A 17,442-nucleotide genomic window follows, 5' to 3' on the forward strand; every position below is an offset into this window, starting at 1 on the left:
GTGTCGGACCAGCTCTTCGACCTCGACGAGACCTGGGGCCGGGTCGTCTCCGAGCTCACCGCCGGCGCGATCGGCGGCGCCGCGCTCTCCCCGCAGCAGCGGGCGTGGGTGCGCGTGACCCGCCCCCTCGGGCTGCTCGACGACACGGCCCTGCTCGCCGCGCCCAGCGAGTTCGCCAAGGAGGCCATCGAGCGGGCCCTGCGCGAGCCGATCGTCGACGCGCTCTCCCGCCACATCGGCCGCCCGGTCTCCCTCGCGGTGCGCGTCGACCACAGCGCCCGGCCCACGCCCGACATCGGGCCCAGCACCTCGCCACTGCCGCGCGTGAACGCGTCGTCCGAGGACGGCCACCCGTCCGGTGACGGCCACCGCCCCGCCGACTCGGGTCCCGACACCGGCTACCTGGCCGCGACCTCGTCGCCCGGGTCGCCCACGTCGTCGCACCGGGCCGAGGCGATCGCCGCCGCCGCCGGTGTCGGGCGGGTGACCTACAACCCCGACCGGGCACACCCCGAGGAGGAGGTCGACGAGGTCCGCGACGGCCTCGCCGCCGTCCACGAGATCTGGACGCCCCGGGGCCCGGGTGAGCCGAACGAGCTGCGCGACACCGGCCCCGACCCCGCCCGCGGCGCACCGCGCTCGCAGACGCGGCTGAACGAGAAGTACACCTTCGACACGTTCGTCATCGGCGCCTCGAACCGCTTCGCCCACGCCGCCGCCGTCGCGGTGTCCGAGGCGCCGGCGCGCGCCTACAACCCGCTGTTCGTCTGGGGCGACTCCGGGCTCGGCAAGACACACCTGCTGCACGCCGTCGGGCACTACGCCCAGCGCCTCTTCTCGGGCATGCGCGTGCGCTACGTGTCGACCGAGGAGTTCACCAACGACTTCATCAACTCGCTGCGCGACGACCGCAAGATCGCGTTCCAGCGCCGCTACCGCGACGTCGACGTGCTGCTGGTGGACGACATCCAGTTCCTGGAGGGCAAGGAAGGCACCCAGGAGGAGTTCTTCCACACCTTCAACACGCTGCACAACGCGAACAAGCAGATCGTCGTGTCCTCCGACCGGCCGCCCAAGCGGCTGGAGACCCTGGAGGACCGCCTGCGCACGCGGTTCGAGTGGGGCCTGATCACCGACATCCAGCCGCCCGAGCTCGAGACGCGCATCGCCATCCTGCGCAAGAAGGCCGCCGGCGAGCGGATGGCCGCCCCGCCCGAGGTCCTCGAGTTCATCGCCGACCGCATCGAGCGCAACATCCGCGAGCTCGAGGGCGCGCTCATCCGCGTCACCGCGTTCGCGTCGCTGAACCGGCAGCCGATCGACCTGCAGCTCGCCGAGATCGTCCTGCGCGACCTCATCCCCGACTCGCGGCAGTCGGAGATCACCGCGCCGACGATCATGGCCGTCACCGCCGAGTTCTACTCGGTGTCCATCGACGACCTCTGCGGCCCCGGCAAGACCAAGGCGCTCGCCCTGGCCCGCCAGATCGCCATGTACCTCTGCCGCGAGCTCACCGACCTCTCCCTGCCCAAGATCGGCCAGATGTTCGGCAACCGCGACCACACGACGGTCATGCACGCGGACAAGAAGATCCGCAAGGAGATGGCCGAGCGTCGCCGGACCTACGAGCAGGTCCAGGAGCTCACCGCGCGCATCAAGCAGCGCGCCCGGGGCTGAGCTCGCCCTCCCGCCCCCGGTCGGCAGCGAAGGCGTCCCTCGCTGCGTCCCGCGCAGTCGAGGAGTCCTTCGCTCCACGACGCCCGCGCCGCACCCCGGCGCAAGCCGCCGAACCGGTCACCCTGCGTCGAGATCGTGCGCCATGTCGAGCGACGGTGCGTGACCGGTGGAGCAGCGCCGAACGCCGAGTCGACGGTGATCGGCGCCGAGCACAGGGTCCGGTAGCACACGGCGATCGTTCGACTCCCGATCGACCCACAGCTGGGGACAACTCTGTGGACATCTCCCTCGCGGCGGTGGAGCGGCCCGGGACGAGGAGGCGCCGGGACGAGCTGTCCACCGGACACGCCGATCCGTCCCCGGATCCGGGGACCCCGCGGATCGAGGTGTCCACACGGGGTCGCGCCCGCCCACCTGCACGGACGGCCCCCGTCCACACCGCGCACAGGACCTATTACTACTGCTGTTTATCTCTCTCTAGAGAACTCAAAGAGAACAGGTGGTGTGGACGGAGCGCCGAGACCGCTCCGAGACCTCGTCGGACGTACCCGATCGGCTCGGATCGAGATCGGGCCCGGAGTGTCGGACCCCTGTTGCAGGCTCTACCGTGATGCACCCGCGCCGGGGTGCACCGCCGGAGGCGACGCCGCACCGGCCCAGCAGGGGGAGGACCCGCGATGAAGTTCCGCGTCGAACGAGACGCTCTCGCCGACGCCGTGGCCTTCGTCGCCCGCAGCCTCCCGAGCCGCGCACCCGTCCCGGTCCTCGGCGGCGTCCTGCTCGACACCGAGGGCGACGGCACGCTGACGGTCTCCGGCTTCGACTACGAGGTCTCCGCCCGCGTCGAGGTGCCGGCGATGATCGGCGACGGCGGCCGCGCGCTGGTCTCGGGCCGCCTGCTCGCCGACATCACGCGCGCCCTGCCGCCCCACCCCGTCGACGTCACGGTCGACGGCCCGCGCGCCACCATCGCCTGCGGCAACGCCCGCTTCAGCCTCCCGACGATGTCGGCCGAGGACTACCCGCAGCTGCCCGAGATGCCGCCGGTCGCCGGCGCGCTCGCCCCCGAGGTGTTCGCCCAGGCCGTCTCGCAGGTCGCGGTGGCGGCCGGACGCGACGACACGCTGCCGATGCTCACGGGCATCCGCATCGAGATCGACGGCTCCACGCTGACGCTGGCGGCCACCGACCGGTTCCGCCTCGCCGTCCGCGAGTTCAGCTGGGAGCCGGGCGAGAGCGCGGGCGGCGGCGAGCAGGGCGAGGTCGCGCTGCTGGCGCCGGCCAAGACCCTGGCCGAGGCGGCCAAGACGCTGACGTCCTCGGGCTCGCGCATCGAGATGGCCCTGGCCCGCGGCGACGGTCTGCTCGGCCTCGCCGGCGGCGGGCGGCGCTCCACCACGCGCCTGCTCGACGCCGAGTTCCCGCGCTACCGCCAGCTGCTGCCCAAGGAGCACACGTCGGCCGCGGTGCTCGAGATCGCGCCGCTCGTCGAGGCCATCAAGCGCGTCTCGCTGGTGGCCGAGCGCGGCACCCAGGTGCGCCTCGAGTTCGCCGACGACACGCTGCGCCTCACCGCGGGCGGCGACGACGAGGGCAGCGCCGAGGAGGAGCTGGCCTGCCGGTTCGTCGGCGAGCCGCTGACCATCGCGTTCAACCCGGGCTATCTGCTCGACGGCCTCGGCGCGCTCGGCGCCGAGCACGCCCACCTCTCGTTCACCACGCCCAGCCGCCCCGCGCTGCTGCGCCCGGCCACCCCGCCCGGGGAGTCGGCGGACGCCGGCGCCGACGGCGACGACACCGCGGGGGGCGGGGCCACCGCGGTCGAGCCCGGTCCGGGCGAGGGCGGCGACGACCTGCCGGAACCACGCCCCGGGTACCTCTACCTCCTGATGCCGGTGCGCCTGCCGGGCTGACCCGGCCGCACGGCACGCCCCACACCGAGCACCCCGTCCGGGGAGCCGACGAGAGGAACTCAGACGTGCAGCTGGGCATGGTCGGACTCGGGCGCATGGGCGGCAACATGGCCGAGCGGCTCCGCGCCGCCGGGCACGAGGTCGTGGGGTACGCCAACGACGGGTCCGGGGACGTGGCGTCGCTCGACGAGCTCGTGAAGGCCCTCGCGGCGCCCCGCACGATCTGGCTGATGGTCCCGGCGGGCGAGGCGACGCACTCGACGGTCCGGAGCCTCGCCGACCTGCTCGAGGCCGGCGACCTGGTGGTCGACGGCGGCAACAGCAAGTTCACCGACGACGCGGTGCACGCCGAGCTGCTCGACGGCCACGGCGTGCGCTACGTCGACTGCGGCGTCTCGGGCGGGGTGTGGGGGCGCACCGAGGGCTACGGGCTGATGGCCGGCGGCGACGCGGGCGACATCGAGCGCCTGCTGCCCGTGTTCGACGCCCTGCGCCCCGAGGGCCCCCGCGAGGAGGGTTTCGTGCACGCCGGCCCGGTCGGCGCGGGCCACTACGCGAAGATGGTCCACAACGGCGTCGAGTACGGCCTCATGCAGGCCTACGCCGAGGGCTACGAGCTGCTGAGCGCGGGCGGACCGGTCGACAACGTCGGCGCGGTGATGAAGGCGTGGAGCCGCGGCACGGTGGTGCGCAGCTGGCTGCTCGACCTCATGGTCCGCGCCCTCGAGGCCGACCCGAAGCTCGACCAGATCACGGGCTACGCCGAGGACTCCGGCGAGGGCCGCTGGACCGTCGACGAGGCCATCGTGCACGCGGTCCCGGCGCCGGTGATCTCGGCGGCGCTGTTCGCCCGGTTCGCCTCCCGCCAGACCGACTCGCCGGCCATGAAGGCGGTGGCCGCGCTGCGCGCCCAGTTCGGCGGCCACGCCACGCACAAGGCCGGCGACGCCGCCAACGAGCCGCCGACCGGGGGCTGACCGCGCGGCTGACCGCCCGGCGGGGGCGAGCGGAACGAAGGGACGGATGTACGTCAGACAGCTCTCGGTCACCGACTTCCGTTCCTGGGAGCAGGCCGACCTCACCCTCGCGCCCGGTGTCTCGGTGCTCGTGGGGGCCAACGGCCAGGGCAAGACCAACCTCGTCGAGGCCGTCGGCTACCTCGCCACGCTCTCGTCGCACCGCGTCGCCGGCGACGCGCCGCTGATCCGCCGCGGCACCGCGGCGGCCACGGTGCGGGCGGTCGTGGTCAACGAGGGCCGCGAGCTGACCGTGCAGGTCGAGATCGCCAGCGGGAGGGCCAACCGGGCGCGCGTCAACCGCTCGCCGGTGCGCAGCCCCCGCGAGATCCTCGGCATCGTGCGCACCGTGGTCTTCGCGCCCGAGGACCTCGCGCTGGTCCGCGGCGACCCGGGCGAGCGCCGGGGCCTGCTCGACGACCTCCTCGTCGCCCGCGCGCCACGCTGGGCCGGGGCGCGCGCCGACTACGACAAGGTGCTGCGCCAGCGCTCGGCCCTGCTCAAGACCGCCCGGAACGCCCGCGGCGACACCGGCACCCTCGACGTCTGGGACGCCCACCTCGCCCGCGCCGGCGCCGTGCTCGTCGCCGGGCGCCTCGAGCTCACCGCGGCGCTGGCCCCGCACGTCCGCGACGCCTACGCCGAGGTGGCCCCGGAGTCGGTGCCGGTGGGCGCGCGCTACCGGTCCAAGGTCGCGGCGATCGACGACCTCGGGGTCACCGGCGCCGCGGTGCCGCCCGTCGAGGACCTCGAGGCGGTGCTGCTCGAGGAGATGCGCCGCCGGCGCACCCACGAGATCGAGCGCGGGGTGTGCCTCGTCGGACCGCACCGCGACGACCTCGAGCTCGTCCTCGGCGAGGGCCCGGCCAAGGGGTACGCCAGCCACGGCGAGTCGTGGTCGCTGGCGCTCGCGCTGCGCCTGGGCGGCTTCGAGCTGCTGCGCGGCGAGGGCTCCGAACCGGTGCTGGTGCTCGACGACGTCTTCGCGGAGCTGGATGCTCGACGCCGGCGGGCCCTCGCGCGGACGGCCGGACGCGCCGAGCAGGTGCTCGTCACCGCGGCGGTGGACGACGACGTGCCCTCCGACCTGCACGGGGCACGCTTCGTGGTCGAGTCGGGCACGGTGAGTGAGAAACCGGCGGCGAGTCGGACGACAGGGGGTGCGACTGGTGGGCCGGACGCGTGACGATGACCCTCGAGCTGGGGACAGACCTGTGGATGCTGTGGACAACTCGGGTGGGAGATCCGTCCCGGGCGATCGTCCGGGTGCGGATCCGGGGGCGGAGCAGGGCGGCGACCCCGGCGGCCCTGTCCACACCCCCGGATCGGGGGAGCCGGCGGCGGATCCACCCTCCCGGCGCGGTGCCGATCTGGCCCGCGACGCCCTCGCCGCGGCGCGCGAGGCGGCCGCCGCCAAGCGGGCCGCGACCGGGGGCGGGCGCGCCGACGCGGTGCGGCGCCCGGTCCGCCGCGGCGCGAACGGTCTGCGGCGACCCCGGCGCCGCGGCTGGTCGGGCGCCGGCTCCGACGACCGCGACCCCCAGCCGCTCGGCCGCCTCGCCTCGCGCCTGTCCGGCGAGCGCGGGTGGGCGCCGAAGCTCTCCGGCGGCGCGGTGTTCGGGCGCTGGGCCGAGCTCGTCGGCGAGGAGGTCGCCGAGCACGCCCGCCCGATAGCGCTGCGCGAGGGCGAGCTGACCGTGCAGGCCGACTCCACGGCGTGGGCCACCCAGCTGCGCCTGCTCCAGCGCCAGCTGCTCGGCCGCCTCGCGAACCGCCTCGGCGACGGGGTGGTCACGCGCATGCGCATCCACGGGCCGACCGCCCCCAGCTGGCGCCGCGGCCCCCGCCACGTGTCGGGGCGCGGTCCGCGCGACACCTACGGCTGACGGCTCGCTGGGGCGCTGCCACCGGCCGCCGAGAGGCGTCGGGAGGCCGTCTCGGGCGGTCGATCCCTCCCCGGGGCGATTCCGTCGCCCTGTGACGCGCTGAGCCGTGTGCCCGGGCCGTTCTGGGGAGGGGGACCCGGTAGACTGGACGGCAGAGGTACCCGCCCGCGCGCCGTGCGTACGGGCACGCGTCCACGCGAGGGAGAATCCGGAGCCCGTGGCAGCCGCACAGAACTCGGCCAAGAAGAACAACGGCGACTACAGCGCCTCCTCGATCACGGTGCTCGAGGGTCTCGAGGCCGTGCGCAAGCGGCCCGGCATGTACATCGGCTCCACCGGTGAGCGCGGCCTGCACCACCTCATCTGGGAAGCCGTCGACAACTCCGTCGACGAGGCGATGGCCGGCTACGCGACGTTCGTCCACGTGACCCTGCAGGCCGACGGCGGCATCACGGTCGTCGACGACGGCCGCGGCATCCCCGTCGACGAGCACCCGGTGGAGAAGAAGCCCGCGGTGGAGATGGTCATGACCATGCTCCACGCCGGCGGCAAGTTCGACGACAAGTCGTACGCCGTCTCCGGTGGTCTGCACGGCGTCGGTATCAGCGTCGTGAACGCCCTGTCCGTCGCGCTCGACGTCGAGATCCACCGCGACGGCCAGGCCTGGACCCAGCACTACGACCGCTCGGTGCCGGGACCGCTGGTGGCGGCGGGCAAGACGCGCAAGACCGGCACGTCGATCACGTTCTGGGCCGACCCGGACATCTTCGAGACCACGACGTACAACCTCGAGACGGTCTCGCGGCGCCTGCAGGAGATGGCCTTCCTCAACAAGGGCCTCACCATCACCCTGCGCGACGAGCGCAAGCCCGAGGGCGTCGACAGCGACGGGGTGGACCTCGACGAGGCCCCGGACGCCGAGGGCTACGTCTCGAAGGTCAAGGAGCGCACCTTCCACTACCCGGGCGGCCTCGAGGACTTCGTCGCCCACATCAACCACGCCAAGGACCCGATCCACCGCAAGCCGGTGGGGTTCCAGGCCGAGGGCACCGGCCACCAGGTCGAGGTCGCGATGCAGTGGAACTCGGGCTACTCCGAGTCCGTCTACACCTTCTGCAACACGATCAACACCACCGAGGGCGGCACCCACGAGGAGGGCTTCCGCTCCGCGCTGACCGCCACGGTCAACCGCTACGCGCGCGACAAGAAGCTCATCAAGGACAAGGACCCGGCGCTCACCGGCGACGACATCCGCGAGGGCCTCGCCGCGATCGTGTCGGTCAAGGTCGCCGAGCCCCAGTTCGAGGGCCAGACCAAGACCAAGCTCGGCAACACCGAGGTCCGCTCGTTCGTCCAGAAGGTCTGCAACGAGCACCTCGGCGACTGGTTCGAGGCCAACCCGGCCGAGGCCAAGACCATCATCAACAAGGCGGTCGGCTCGGCCCAGGCCCGCCTGGCGGCCCGCAAGGCCCGCGAGCTCGTGCGCCGCAAGACCGCCGGCGACCTCGGCGGACTGCCCGGCAAGCTCGCCGACTGTCGCTCGAACGACCCGGAGCGCAGCGAGGTCTACATCGTCGAGGGCGACTCGGCGGGCGGCTCGGCCAAGTCGGGGCGCGACTCGATGTTCCAGGCGATCCTGCCGATCCGCGGTAAGATCATCAACGTCGAGAAGGCCCGCATCGACCGCGTCCTCAAGAACAACGAGGTCCAGTCGATCATCACGGCGCTCGGCACGGGCATCCACGACGAGTTCGACCTCAGCAAGCTGCGCTACCACAAGATCGTGCTGATGGCCGACGCCGACGTCGACGGCCAGCACATCCGGACGCTGCTGCTGACGCTGCTCTTCCGCTTCATGCGCCCGCTGGTGGAGAACGGCCACGTGTTCCTCGCGCAGCCGCCGCTCTACAAGATCAAGTGGAGCGGCCGCGGCGCCGAGCCGGAGTTCGCCTACTCCGACCGCGAGCGCGACGGTCTGATCGAGGCCGGCCGGGCGGCAGGCAAGAAGATCAACAAGGACGACGGCGTCCAGCGCTACAAGGGCCTCGGCGAGATGAACGCCAAGGAGCTGTGGGAGACGACGATGGACCCGTCGACCCGCATGCTGCTGCAGGTCACGCTCGACGACGCGGCCACGGCCGACGAGCTGTTCAGCGTGCTGATGGGCGAGGACGTCGAGTCGCGGCGCTCGTTCATCACCCGCAACGCCAAGGACGTGCGCTTCCTCGACGTCTGACTCGCGCCTTGGCGCGGCCGGCTGGTCGAGGTCGAGACCCGGGGCCCGGGTTCCACGGGAGTTGTTTCCCGTGGAACCCGGGCTCTCGTCTGTGCGGGCAGCCGCGCGGCGGACCCCCGCGATCGTGCACTCGGCCCAGTTCGGGCACGGGTTCTTTGTCGAACCTTGACCCTGTCCTGGGCGGGTCGTTCCATGACCGGGCACCCCGACGACGAGGAGCGCCCCATGCCCAGCGACGCCGCCCGACCCTCGCTGCGCGTCCCGCGCAAGGTGGCGCTGGCCAGCCTGGTCGGCACGACCATCGAGTGGTTCGACTTCTTCATCTACGGCACCGCCGCGGCCCTGGTGTTCGGGAAGCTCTTCTTCCCGTCCGCCTCGCCGACCGCCGGCACGATCGCCGCGTTCGGGACGTTCGCGGCCGGGTTCATCGCGCGCCCCTTCGGCGGCGCGGTGTTCGCGCACTTCGGCGACCGCGTCGGCCGCAAGCCGATGCTCGTGTGGTCCCTGCTGCTCATGGGTGCCTGCACGGTCGCCATCGGGCTGCTGCCCACCTACAGCGCGATCGGCGTCGCGGCCCCGATCCTGCTGGTCGTCCTGCGCCTCGGGCAGGGGTTCGGCGTCGGTGGCGAGTGGGGCGGCGCGGCGCTCATGGCCGTGGAGAACGCCCCGCCGCACCGACGCGGCTTCTACGGGAGCTGGCCGCAGGTCGGCGTCCCGCTCGGTCTCGTCTGCGGCACCGGCGCGTTCCTCGTCCTCGACCTGACCCTCACCGAGGCCCAGTTCCTCTCGTGGGGCTGGCGCGTGCCGTTCCTGGCCAGCGCACTGCTCATCGCCGTCGGCATGTGGATCCGCCTGACCGTCGCGGAGAGCCCGGTCTTCCGCGAGTCGATGGAGACGAAGTCGGCGGCACGGATGCCGGTGGTCGAGGCGTTCCGCACCTACCCCAAGGAGATCCTGCTCGCGGCCGGGTCGTTCCTGGCCACCAACGCGACGTTCTACGTGGGCTCCGTCTGGCTGGTCTCCTACGCCACGACCAGCCTGGGCTACGACCGCACCGAGATCCTGGCGGCGAACACCGCCCTGTCCGCCTCGGACATCCCGATGATCCTGCTGCTCGGCCTGCTGTCGGACTACGTGGGCCGGCGCCGGATGTTCCTCGCCGGGATGGGGCTGCTGGCGGTGTTCGGCATCCCGTACTTCCTGCTGGTCGGCACGGGCAACCTCGCCCTGTTCATCCTCGGCGGCCTCGTCGTCCAGGCCTGCCGCAGCGCGGTGTACGGCCCGCAGTCGGCCTACTTCGCCGAGCAGTTCCCGACCCGCCTGCGCTACAGCGGCGCCTCGCTGGCCTACCAGCTCGCGTCGATCCTCGGGGGCATCGCACCGACGATCTGCGCGGTGCTCGTCGCCGCCACGGGCAGCCTGCTCTCGGTCGGCGTGTACGTCGTCGGCATGGCGCTGATCTCGCTCGCCTGCTCGTACGCGATGAGCGAGACCCTCCAGCGCGGTCTCGTCGAGGACCCGCGCGCCCCGGTGCCCGCCGTCGCGGGCGACCACGCGCGGTAGCACCCGGCGCGCCGCCGGGGGAAGCCGTGGCCGACGGGGGGCGTCGGTAGACTCGAGGGGTCGGGACCCGCGCTGACCAGGTGCGGATCCGGCGCACGACGACGACCCCGTCGAGACGATGCGGTGTCCGCCGCGGCCCCGGGGTGCAGAAGGGGAGACCGACCGCGTGACCGAGACGACCCTGCCTCCCGGCTCCGGCGAACGCATCGAGCCGGTCGACATCCAGCAGGAGATGCAGCGCTCCTACATCGACTACGCGATGTCGGTCATCGTGGGTCGCGCGCTCCCCCTGGTGGAGGACGGCCTCAAGCCCGTCCACCGGCGCGTCCTGTACTCGATGTACGACTCGGGCTTCCGGCCCGACCGCAGCTACGTCAAGTGCGCCCGCGTCGTCGGCGACGTCATGGGCAACTACCACCCGCACGGCGACTCGGCGATCTACGACGCGCTCGTGCGCCTCGCCCAGCCGTGGTCGATGCGCTACCCGCTGATCGACGGCCAGGGCAACTTCGGCTCGCCGGGCAACGACCCCGCGGCCGCGATGCGGTACACGGAGTGCCGGCTCACGCCGCTGGCCATGAGCATGCTGGCCGACATCGACGAGGAGACCGTCGACTTCGCCGACAACTACGACGGCCGCACCCAGGAGCCCACCGTGCTCCCGGGCCGCGTGCCCAACCTGCTGATCAATGGCAGCGCGGGCATCGCCGTCGGCATGGCCACCAACATGCCGCCGCACAACCTGCGCGAGGTGGCGGCCGGCGCCACGTGGGCGCTGGACAACCCGGAGGCCTCCGAGGAGGAGACCCTCGAGGCCCTCATGGGCTACATCAAGGGCCCCGACTTCCCCACCGCCGGCCTCGTCGTCGGCAGCGACGGCATCGAGTCGGCGTACCGCACCGGGCGCGGCTCGATCCGCATGCGCTCGGTGGTGGAGGCCGAGGAGGACAGCAAGGGCCGCACCACCCTCGTCGTCACCGAGCTGCCCTACCAGGTCAACCCGGACTCGCTCATCGAGTCGATCGCGACGTTGGTGCGCGACGGGCGCATCGCGGGCATCGCCGAGATCAACGACGAGTCGTCGGACCGCGTGGGCCGCCGCATCGTCATCACGCTGCGCCGCGACGCCGTGGCCAAGGTTGTGCTGAACAACCTCTACAAGCACACCCAGCTGCAGTACAGCTTCGGCGTCAACATGCTGTCGATCGTCGACGGGGTGCCGCGCACCCTGCGGCTCGACCAGATGATCCGGCACTGGATCCGCCACCAGATCGACGTCATCGTCCGGCGCACGCGCTACCGCCTGCGCAAGGCCGAGGAGCGCGCCCACATCCTGCGCGGGCTGGTCAAGGCGCTCGACGCCCTCGACGAGGTCATCGCGCTGATCCGCGCGTCGCAGACCGTCGACGTCGCCCGCACCGGCCTGATCGAGCTCCTCGACATCGACGAGCTGCAGGCGCAGGCGATCCTCGACATGCAGCTGCGTCGCCTGGCCGCCCTCGAGCGCCAGAAGATCATCGACGAGCTGGCCGAGATCGAGGAGACCATCCGCGACCTCGAGGACATCCTCGCCCGCCCCGAGCGGCAGCGGCAGATCGTCCGCGACGAGCTCGGCGAGATCGTCGAGAAGCACGGCGACGACCGCCTGACCCGCATCGTCGGCTACGACGGCGAGGTCGCCGACTCCGACCTCATCGCGGTCGAGGACGTCGTCGTCACGATCACGCGCACCGGCTACGCGAAGCGCACCAAGACCGACCTCTATCGCGCGCAGAAGCGCGGCGGGCGCGGCGTGCAGGGCGCGACGCTCAAGCAGGACGACCTCGTCGCACACTTCTTCGTGTGCTCGACGCACGACTGGCTGCTCTTCTTCACCAACAAGGGCCGGGTCTACCGGGCCAAGGCCTACGAGCTGCCCGAGGCCAACCGCAACGCCCGCGGCCAGCACGTGGCGAACCTCCTCGCGTTCCAGCCCGAGGAGCAGATCGCCCAGGTCATGCACATCAAGGACTACGACGTCACGCCGTACCTGGTGCTGGCGACGAAGGCCGGCCTGGTGAAGAAGTCGCGCCTGACCGACTTCGACTCCAACCGCTCCGGCGGCCTCATCGGCATCAACCTGCGCGAGAACGACGAGCTCGTCGGGGCCGTGCTGTGCTCCGACCAGGACGATCTGCTGCTCGTGTCCGCGGAGGGCCAGTCGATCCGCTTCACGGCCACCGACGACGCGCTGCGCCCGATGGGCCGCGCCACCTCCGGCGTCACGGGGATGCGCTTCAACAGCGGCGACGAGCTGCTCTCGCTCGGTGTGGTGCGCGACGGGACGTTCCTCCTCGTCGCCACCGGCGGCGGCTACGCCAAGCGCACGCCGATCGAGGAGTACCCGGTGCAGAACCGGGGCGGCAAGGGCGTGCTGACGCTGCAGTACGACCGCCGTCGCGGCACGCTGGTCGGCGCCCTGATCGTCGAGCTCGACGACGAGCTCTACGCGATCACGACGAGCGGCGGGGTGATCCGGACGACGGCGAAGTCGGTCCGCAAGGCGGGGCGCCAGACGAAGGGGGTGCGTCTCATGAACCTCGGGGACAGCGGCACCCTGCTCGCGATCGCACGCAACGCCGAGGAGGCGGCCGACCCCGACGCGGGCGGGTCGACCTCCCAGCCGCAGCCGTGACCGCCGCCGTGACCGCAGCCGTGACCGCCAGTCCTGATCCCGTCACCGACCGACGAGACGAGTCCCCGTGAGCACACCCAAGAAGCCGGACGAGCCCGGTCCCGCTGCGTCGTCCGCCGCAGCGGACGCTCCGGGTGGCACGCGGACGGGCACGGACGAGGCGGCCGGCGGTCAGGACGCCACGACGCGGGTCTCGACGGTCGCCGACCGCGAGCCCGCCGACGGTGCCGCGACGGCGGGGTCGGACCAGGCGGACGCCCCGTCGGAGTCGTCGGGCGGCGGGTCGGCCGGCCCGCCGCCGCCCTGGCAGCGGGGCGGTGCCGGCGCGGGCGCGCCGTCCGCGCCGGTGCCCGCCGGCGGGCGCCCGGGGCCGCGTCCCAACAGCCCGCCCACCCCGGCCGGCGGTCAGCCGCGGGTCGGCGGCGGCCCGGGTGGCCCTGGCGGCAACCACCCGCCCTCGGGTCCGTTCGCGCGGCCCGGCGGGCCCCAAGGGGGCCCGCAGGGCCCCGGTGTCCAGCAGGGCTCCAACCCGCCCTCGGGCGGCATCCCGGTCGCGTCGCGCACGGCGCCGGTGTCCGGGGCGGCCCGCCCGGGCGGCACCGGTGACGGGGGCGGGGCGTCGGGCTCGACGGGCACGTCCTCCTCGGGCATCGACGCGCCCACCAACCAGCTCTCGCCCGACCAGCTGGGTCTGCGTCCCCGCGAGGACGCGGACGAGGGCCGTCGCGAGCCCGACGACGTCGCCGACCTCGCGACGGCGCGGCCGCGCACCGGCAAGGCCCCGCGGCGGGCGAGCCTGCAGGTGCGCCGCTTCGACCCGTGGTCGGTGCTCAAGCTCGCGCTGGTGCTCGGCGTCGCGCTGTTCTTCGTGTGGATGTTCGCGGTCGGCGTGCTCTACGCGGTGCTCGACGGCATGGGCGTGTGGGCGCAGCTCAACGGCACCTACCAGGACCTCACGTCCGACGCGGGCGGCGGCGGCGAGCTCATCACCGCTGGCGGGGTGTTCGGCGTGGCCGCGGTCATCGGCGTCGTGAACATCATCCTGTTCACCGCGTTGGCCAGCGTCTCGGCGTTCATCTACAACATCTCCGCCGACGTCGCGGGCGGCATCGAGGTGACCCTCTCCGAGCGCGAGTGAGGGGTGCCGGGCGCCGGATCCCCGTGCACGGCGGGCCCCGGCGCTCCGGTAACCTGGTGTCCGCACCTCGCGAGGGCCCATAGCTCAGTTGGTTAGAGCGCGTCGCTGATAACGACGAGGTCGCTGGTTCAAATCCAGCTGGGCCCACCCTGCACCCACGACGGCCCCGGAGCATCGCGCTCCGGGGCCGTCGTCGTGCGCCGTGCTGGTCGGTCAGCCCGAGAAGGCCGCCGAGTGGTCGGAGCCCTTGCGCTGGGCCTCCCAGGCCTCGACCACGTTGTTGGGCACGCGGCCGCGGTCGGACACCTCGAAGCCCTGGCCCTTGGCCCACTCGCGGATCTGCTTCGACGTCTCGCGGTCGTAGCCGCCGGGAGACGTGGCCCGGGGCGTGCCCGTGCCCGCGCCGCCGCCGGAGCGACGACGGCCGCCGTTGCTGGCGCGCCGGCCACCGGTGCGGCGCGCGGCCGCGACGTAGTCGGCGAGGGCGTCGCGGAGCTTGCTGCTGTTCTTCTCGTCGAGGTCGATCTCGTAGGTCACGCCGTCGAGGGCGAACTCGACGGTGCTGATGTCCTCGGCCTCTTCACCGGTCAGGTCGTCGACCAGGGTGACGATGGTCTTCTGCGCCATGGGGGGACGTACTCCTTCACTGCGGTGCGCGACGCGGTGGCATTCCTGGCGTCGAGCGCGACATTAGCAAAGGAATGACGAGTTGTTCCCACCGCGTTCGATTCGTGCGCCCGACGTCACTCGCCGGGGGAGAAATACGAGACCAGGTCGCTCAGTCCGGTGCCGAACACATCGCGGCCGAACAGCGTAGAGAGCCGCTCCGCCTCGGCGAGGTCGCAGTCGAACAACACCGACCACGTGACCACGCATTCACCGGTGAAGGTCACGGGTGCGACCCGCATGGTCGAGCGGTAGTCCTGCACCGGGAACGGCGATTCGAGGATGGAGTAGGTGAGCCGCCGTTCGCGGTCGTCGAGGGCGACGAGCTGTTCGCGCACCGCGCCGCCGTCGGCGAGCGTCAGGTGGCGCACCGCGCCGACCTGGTCGGTGCGGGCGCCGTCCTCGAGCTCGCTGGCGCTGATCGCGCTGTGCCAGGTCGGGAGGCCGTCGAAGTCGCGGACCACCCGCCAGACGGCCTCAACGTCGGCGGGGACGACGGCGCTGGTGGTGACATCGGGCATCAGGGGGCCTCCTCGGGGTCGTGGGTGGGGCGCAGGGCGACGAACGCCCGGGTCGTGGCCGTGAGGGCCTGCTCGGTGGGCAGGCGCTCCATGCTGCTGGCGCCGTAGAAGCCGTGGCAGGTGCGCGCGCGGGACAGGACGTGGGCCGCGTCGTCGGGGGACGAGACGGGTCCGCCGTGGACGAGCACGAGGACGTCGTCGCGCACCTCGCGGGCGGCGGCGGCCCACTCGTCGACGAGGGCGACGCAGTCGTCCAGCGTTTTCGCGGTCTGCGCGCCGATGGAACCGCCGGTGGTCAGGCCCATGTGGCACACGACGACGTCGGCGCCGGCCGCGGTCATCGCGCGGGCGTCGTCGGGGGAGAACACGTAGGGCGTCGTGAGCAGATCCGCCTCGTGCGCGGCGGCGATGAGCTCGACCTCGCGGTCGAATCCCATCCCGGTCTCCTCGAGATTCACCCGGAAGGTGCCGTCGATGAGGCCGACGGTGGGGAAGTTCTGCACGCCGGCGAACCCGAGCTCGCGCAGCTCGCGCAGGAAGCGCGGGCGGATGAGGAACGGGTCGGTGCCGTTCACCCCGGCGAGCACCGGGGTGTGGCGCACCACCGGGAGGACCTCGCGCGCCATCTCCACCACGATGTCGTTGGCGTTGCCGTAGGCGAGCAATCCGGCGAGCGAACCGCGGCCCGCCATGCGGTAGCGCCCGGAATTGTAGATGACGATGAGGTCGATACCGCCCTCCTCCTCGCACCGCGCGGAGAGTCCGGTGCCGGCGCCGCCGCCGACGATCGGCTCGCCGCGGTCGACCTTCGCGCGCAGGCGCTCGAGGATCTCGGTGCGGGTCGGGGTCACGGGCGTCCTCCGGCGATCTCCTCGAGCGCGGCCACGACCGTCGCGGCGAACTCGGGGTCGTTGACGTGGTGGGGGCTCTCGACGAGGCGGTGGTCGTCGGTCTGGTGGAACCGCTCGCGCAGGGTGTCGAACAGCGCGGCGTCGGCCTCGTCGTCGGCGAAGGGCATGCCCGGCGCGTCGAGGGCCGAGACGCCGCCGAGGGGCAGCACGAGGCGCACGGGCCCCGGGCAGGCGTTGAGCTTGTCGGCCAGGAACCCGGCGGCCGTGCGGCACTCGTCGGGCGTGGTGCGCATCAGCGTCACCTGGGCGTTGTGCTCGTAGAGCGTGCGCCCGCGGAACCGCTCGGGGACCGTGTCCGGCGCGCCGAAGTTCACCATGTCCAGGGCGCCGACCGAGCCGACCCACGGAACGCCGGTGCGCGCGATCGCGCCGAGGCGGTCCTCGGTGGCGGCCATGATCCCGCCGACGACGAGGTCGGCGATCTCGGTGGTGCTGACGTCGACGACGGCCTCGATGAGCCGGTCGTCGACGAGCTTCTCCATGGCCCGCCCGCCGGTGCCCGTGGCGTGGAAGACGAGGCAGTCGAAGCGGTCGCTCACCGCCTCGGTCACCGCGGTGACGCAGGGCGTGGTCACGCCGAACATGGTGAGCCCGAGCGCGGGCTTGTCCGACGCCGGCGGCTCCGGCGCCCCGATCGCCCCGCCGAGCGCGTGTGCGGCGTTGGCCAGCACCCGGCGGCTGATGCGGTTGAGCCCGGCGACGTCGGTGACCGAGTACATGAGCGTCATGTCGACCGACCCCACGTACGGCGCCACGTTGCCCGACGCGACGGTCGAGACCACGAACTTGGGGACGCCGACGGCCAGCCGCTGGAGGGCGGGCGTGACGATCGCCGTGCCGCCCGAGCCGCCGAGCGCGAGGACGCCGGCGACGTCCTGGCGGGCCGGGAGCCAGCGCTCGAGGGCGGCGCTCATCGCCGTCACCGAGCGGCCCCGATCGCCGGTGAACGCGTCGTCGCCCGCCACCTCGCGGGGCCCGACGTCGGCGGTGCTGGCGTCGGGGTCACTGGTCCCCACGTCGACCGTGGTCACCGCGTGCCCCGCGTCGCGCAGGAGCCCGGCGACGTAGCCGAGCTCCTCGCCCTTGGTGTCGAACGTGCCCACCACGTAGGCCCGCCACGTCGCGCTCATCCGCGCTCCCGTCCTCGACGTCGTCGGCACGGTTCCTACCCCGCGGGCGGTGTGCGGCGCGAGCAGACGGGGCGCACCGGCTCCTGCGGTACCGTGGGCGCGTCGTCGACG

At 72.8% G+C, this 17,442-nt stretch carries 13 protein-coding genes and 1 tRNA gene; 10 read left to right on the forward strand and 4 right to left on the reverse strand.

What is annotated here, in order from left to right; all coding sequences use genetic code 11:
• From dnaA to ACQPX6_RS00050, 10 genes are all read left to right on the forward strand, one after another.
• Positions 1-1,677 (forward strand): chromosomal replication initiator protein DnaA, encoded by a 1,677-nt coding sequence (dnaA, locus tag ACQPX6_RS00005; RefSeq protein WP_433784588.1) that lies wholly within the window; start codon positions 1-3, stop codon positions 1,675-1,677.
• Positions 1,678-2,354: 677 nt separating this feature from the next.
• Positions 2,355-3,590 carry a DNA polymerase III subunit beta gene (gene dnaN, locus ACQPX6_RS00010; protein WP_433784590.1) on the forward strand — a complete coding sequence of 412 codons (1,236 nt, stop codon included), beginning with the start codon at positions 2,355-2,357 and terminating at the stop codon, positions 3,588-3,590.
• Between the two features lie 65 nt (positions 3,591-3,655).
• Positions 3,656-4,567, forward strand: a complete 912-nt coding sequence (gnd, locus tag ACQPX6_RS00015; RefSeq protein WP_433784592.1) for a phosphogluconate dehydrogenase (NAD(+)-dependent, decarboxylating) — start codon at positions 3,656-3,658, stop codon at positions 4,565-4,567.
• A 46-nt stretch (positions 4,568-4,613) separates the two neighbouring features.
• Complete coding sequence (gene recF / locus ACQPX6_RS00020; RefSeq protein WP_433784593.1) at positions 4,614-5,792, forward strand: DNA replication/repair protein RecF; 1,179 nt, start codon at positions 4,614-4,616, stop codon at positions 5,790-5,792.
• A gap of 37 nt (positions 5,793-5,829) precedes the next feature.
• Entirely contained in the window at positions 5,830-6,492 is a 663-nt protein-coding gene (locus ACQPX6_RS00025) for a DciA family protein (RefSeq protein ID WP_433788407.1), read from the forward strand.
• A 217-nt stretch (positions 6,493-6,709) separates the two neighbouring features.
• Positions 6,710-8,728, forward strand: coding sequence for a DNA topoisomerase (ATP-hydrolyzing) subunit B (gene gyrB / locus ACQPX6_RS00030; RefSeq protein WP_433784595.1), 2,019 nt, complete (start codon positions 6,710-6,712; stop codon positions 8,726-8,728).
• A gap of 192 nt (positions 8,729-8,920) precedes the next feature.
• On the forward strand, positions 8,921-10,291 hold the full coding sequence (locus ACQPX6_RS00035) for an MFS transporter (RefSeq protein ID WP_433784597.1): 1,371 nt from the start codon (positions 8,921-8,923) through the stop codon (positions 10,289-10,291).
• A 166-nt stretch (positions 10,292-10,457) separates the two neighbouring features.
• Positions 10,458-12,965: a DNA gyrase subunit A gene (gene gyrA / locus ACQPX6_RS00040; protein ID WP_433784598.1), complete on the forward strand. Its 2,508-nt coding sequence runs from the start codon at positions 10,458-10,460 to the stop codon at positions 12,963-12,965.
• 67 nt (positions 12,966-13,032) lie between these two features.
• Positions 13,033-14,103: a DUF3566 domain-containing protein gene (locus tag ACQPX6_RS00045; protein ID WP_433784599.1), complete on the forward strand. Its 1,071-nt coding sequence runs from the start codon at positions 13,033-13,035 to the stop codon at positions 14,101-14,103.
• Positions 14,104-14,176: 73 nt separating this feature from the next.
• Positions 14,177-14,250: transfer RNA gene (locus tag ACQPX6_RS00050), tRNA-Ile, on the forward strand.
• Positions 14,251-14,316: 66 nt separating this feature from the next.
• Here ACQPX6_RS00050 and ACQPX6_RS00055 read toward each other — a convergent pair.
• From ACQPX6_RS00055 to ACQPX6_RS00070, 4 genes are all read right to left on the reverse strand, one after another.
• Positions 14,317-14,730 (reverse strand): histone-like nucleoid-structuring protein Lsr2, encoded by a 414-nt coding sequence (locus ACQPX6_RS00055; protein WP_433784600.1) that lies wholly within the window; start codon positions 14,728-14,730, stop codon positions 14,317-14,319.
• A gap of 116 nt (positions 14,731-14,846) precedes the next feature.
• A complete protein-coding gene (locus tag ACQPX6_RS00060; protein WP_433784601.1) occupies positions 14,847-15,290 on the reverse strand; it encodes an SRPBCC family protein in 444 nt (147 codons plus the stop codon).
• Positions 15,290-16,141, reverse strand: coding sequence for a phosphoenolpyruvate hydrolase family protein (locus ACQPX6_RS00065; protein WP_433784602.1), 852 nt, complete (start codon positions 16,139-16,141; stop codon positions 15,290-15,292). Before ACQPX6_RS00065 ends, ACQPX6_RS00060 begins: the two co-directional genes overlap by 1 nt.
• Entirely contained in the window at positions 16,138-17,331 is a 1,194-nt protein-coding gene (locus ACQPX6_RS00070) for a Tm-1-like ATP-binding domain-containing protein (RefSeq protein ID WP_433784604.1), read from the reverse strand. The genes ACQPX6_RS00065 and ACQPX6_RS00070 overlap by 4 nt, the downstream gene beginning before the upstream one ends.
• Positions 17,332-17,442 lie beyond the last annotated feature (111 nt).

It is taken from the genome of Actinomycetospora sp. CA-101289 (assembly GCF_050955895.1).
Lineage (GTDB): Bacteria > Actinomycetota > Actinomycetes > Mycobacteriales > Pseudonocardiaceae > Actinomycetospora.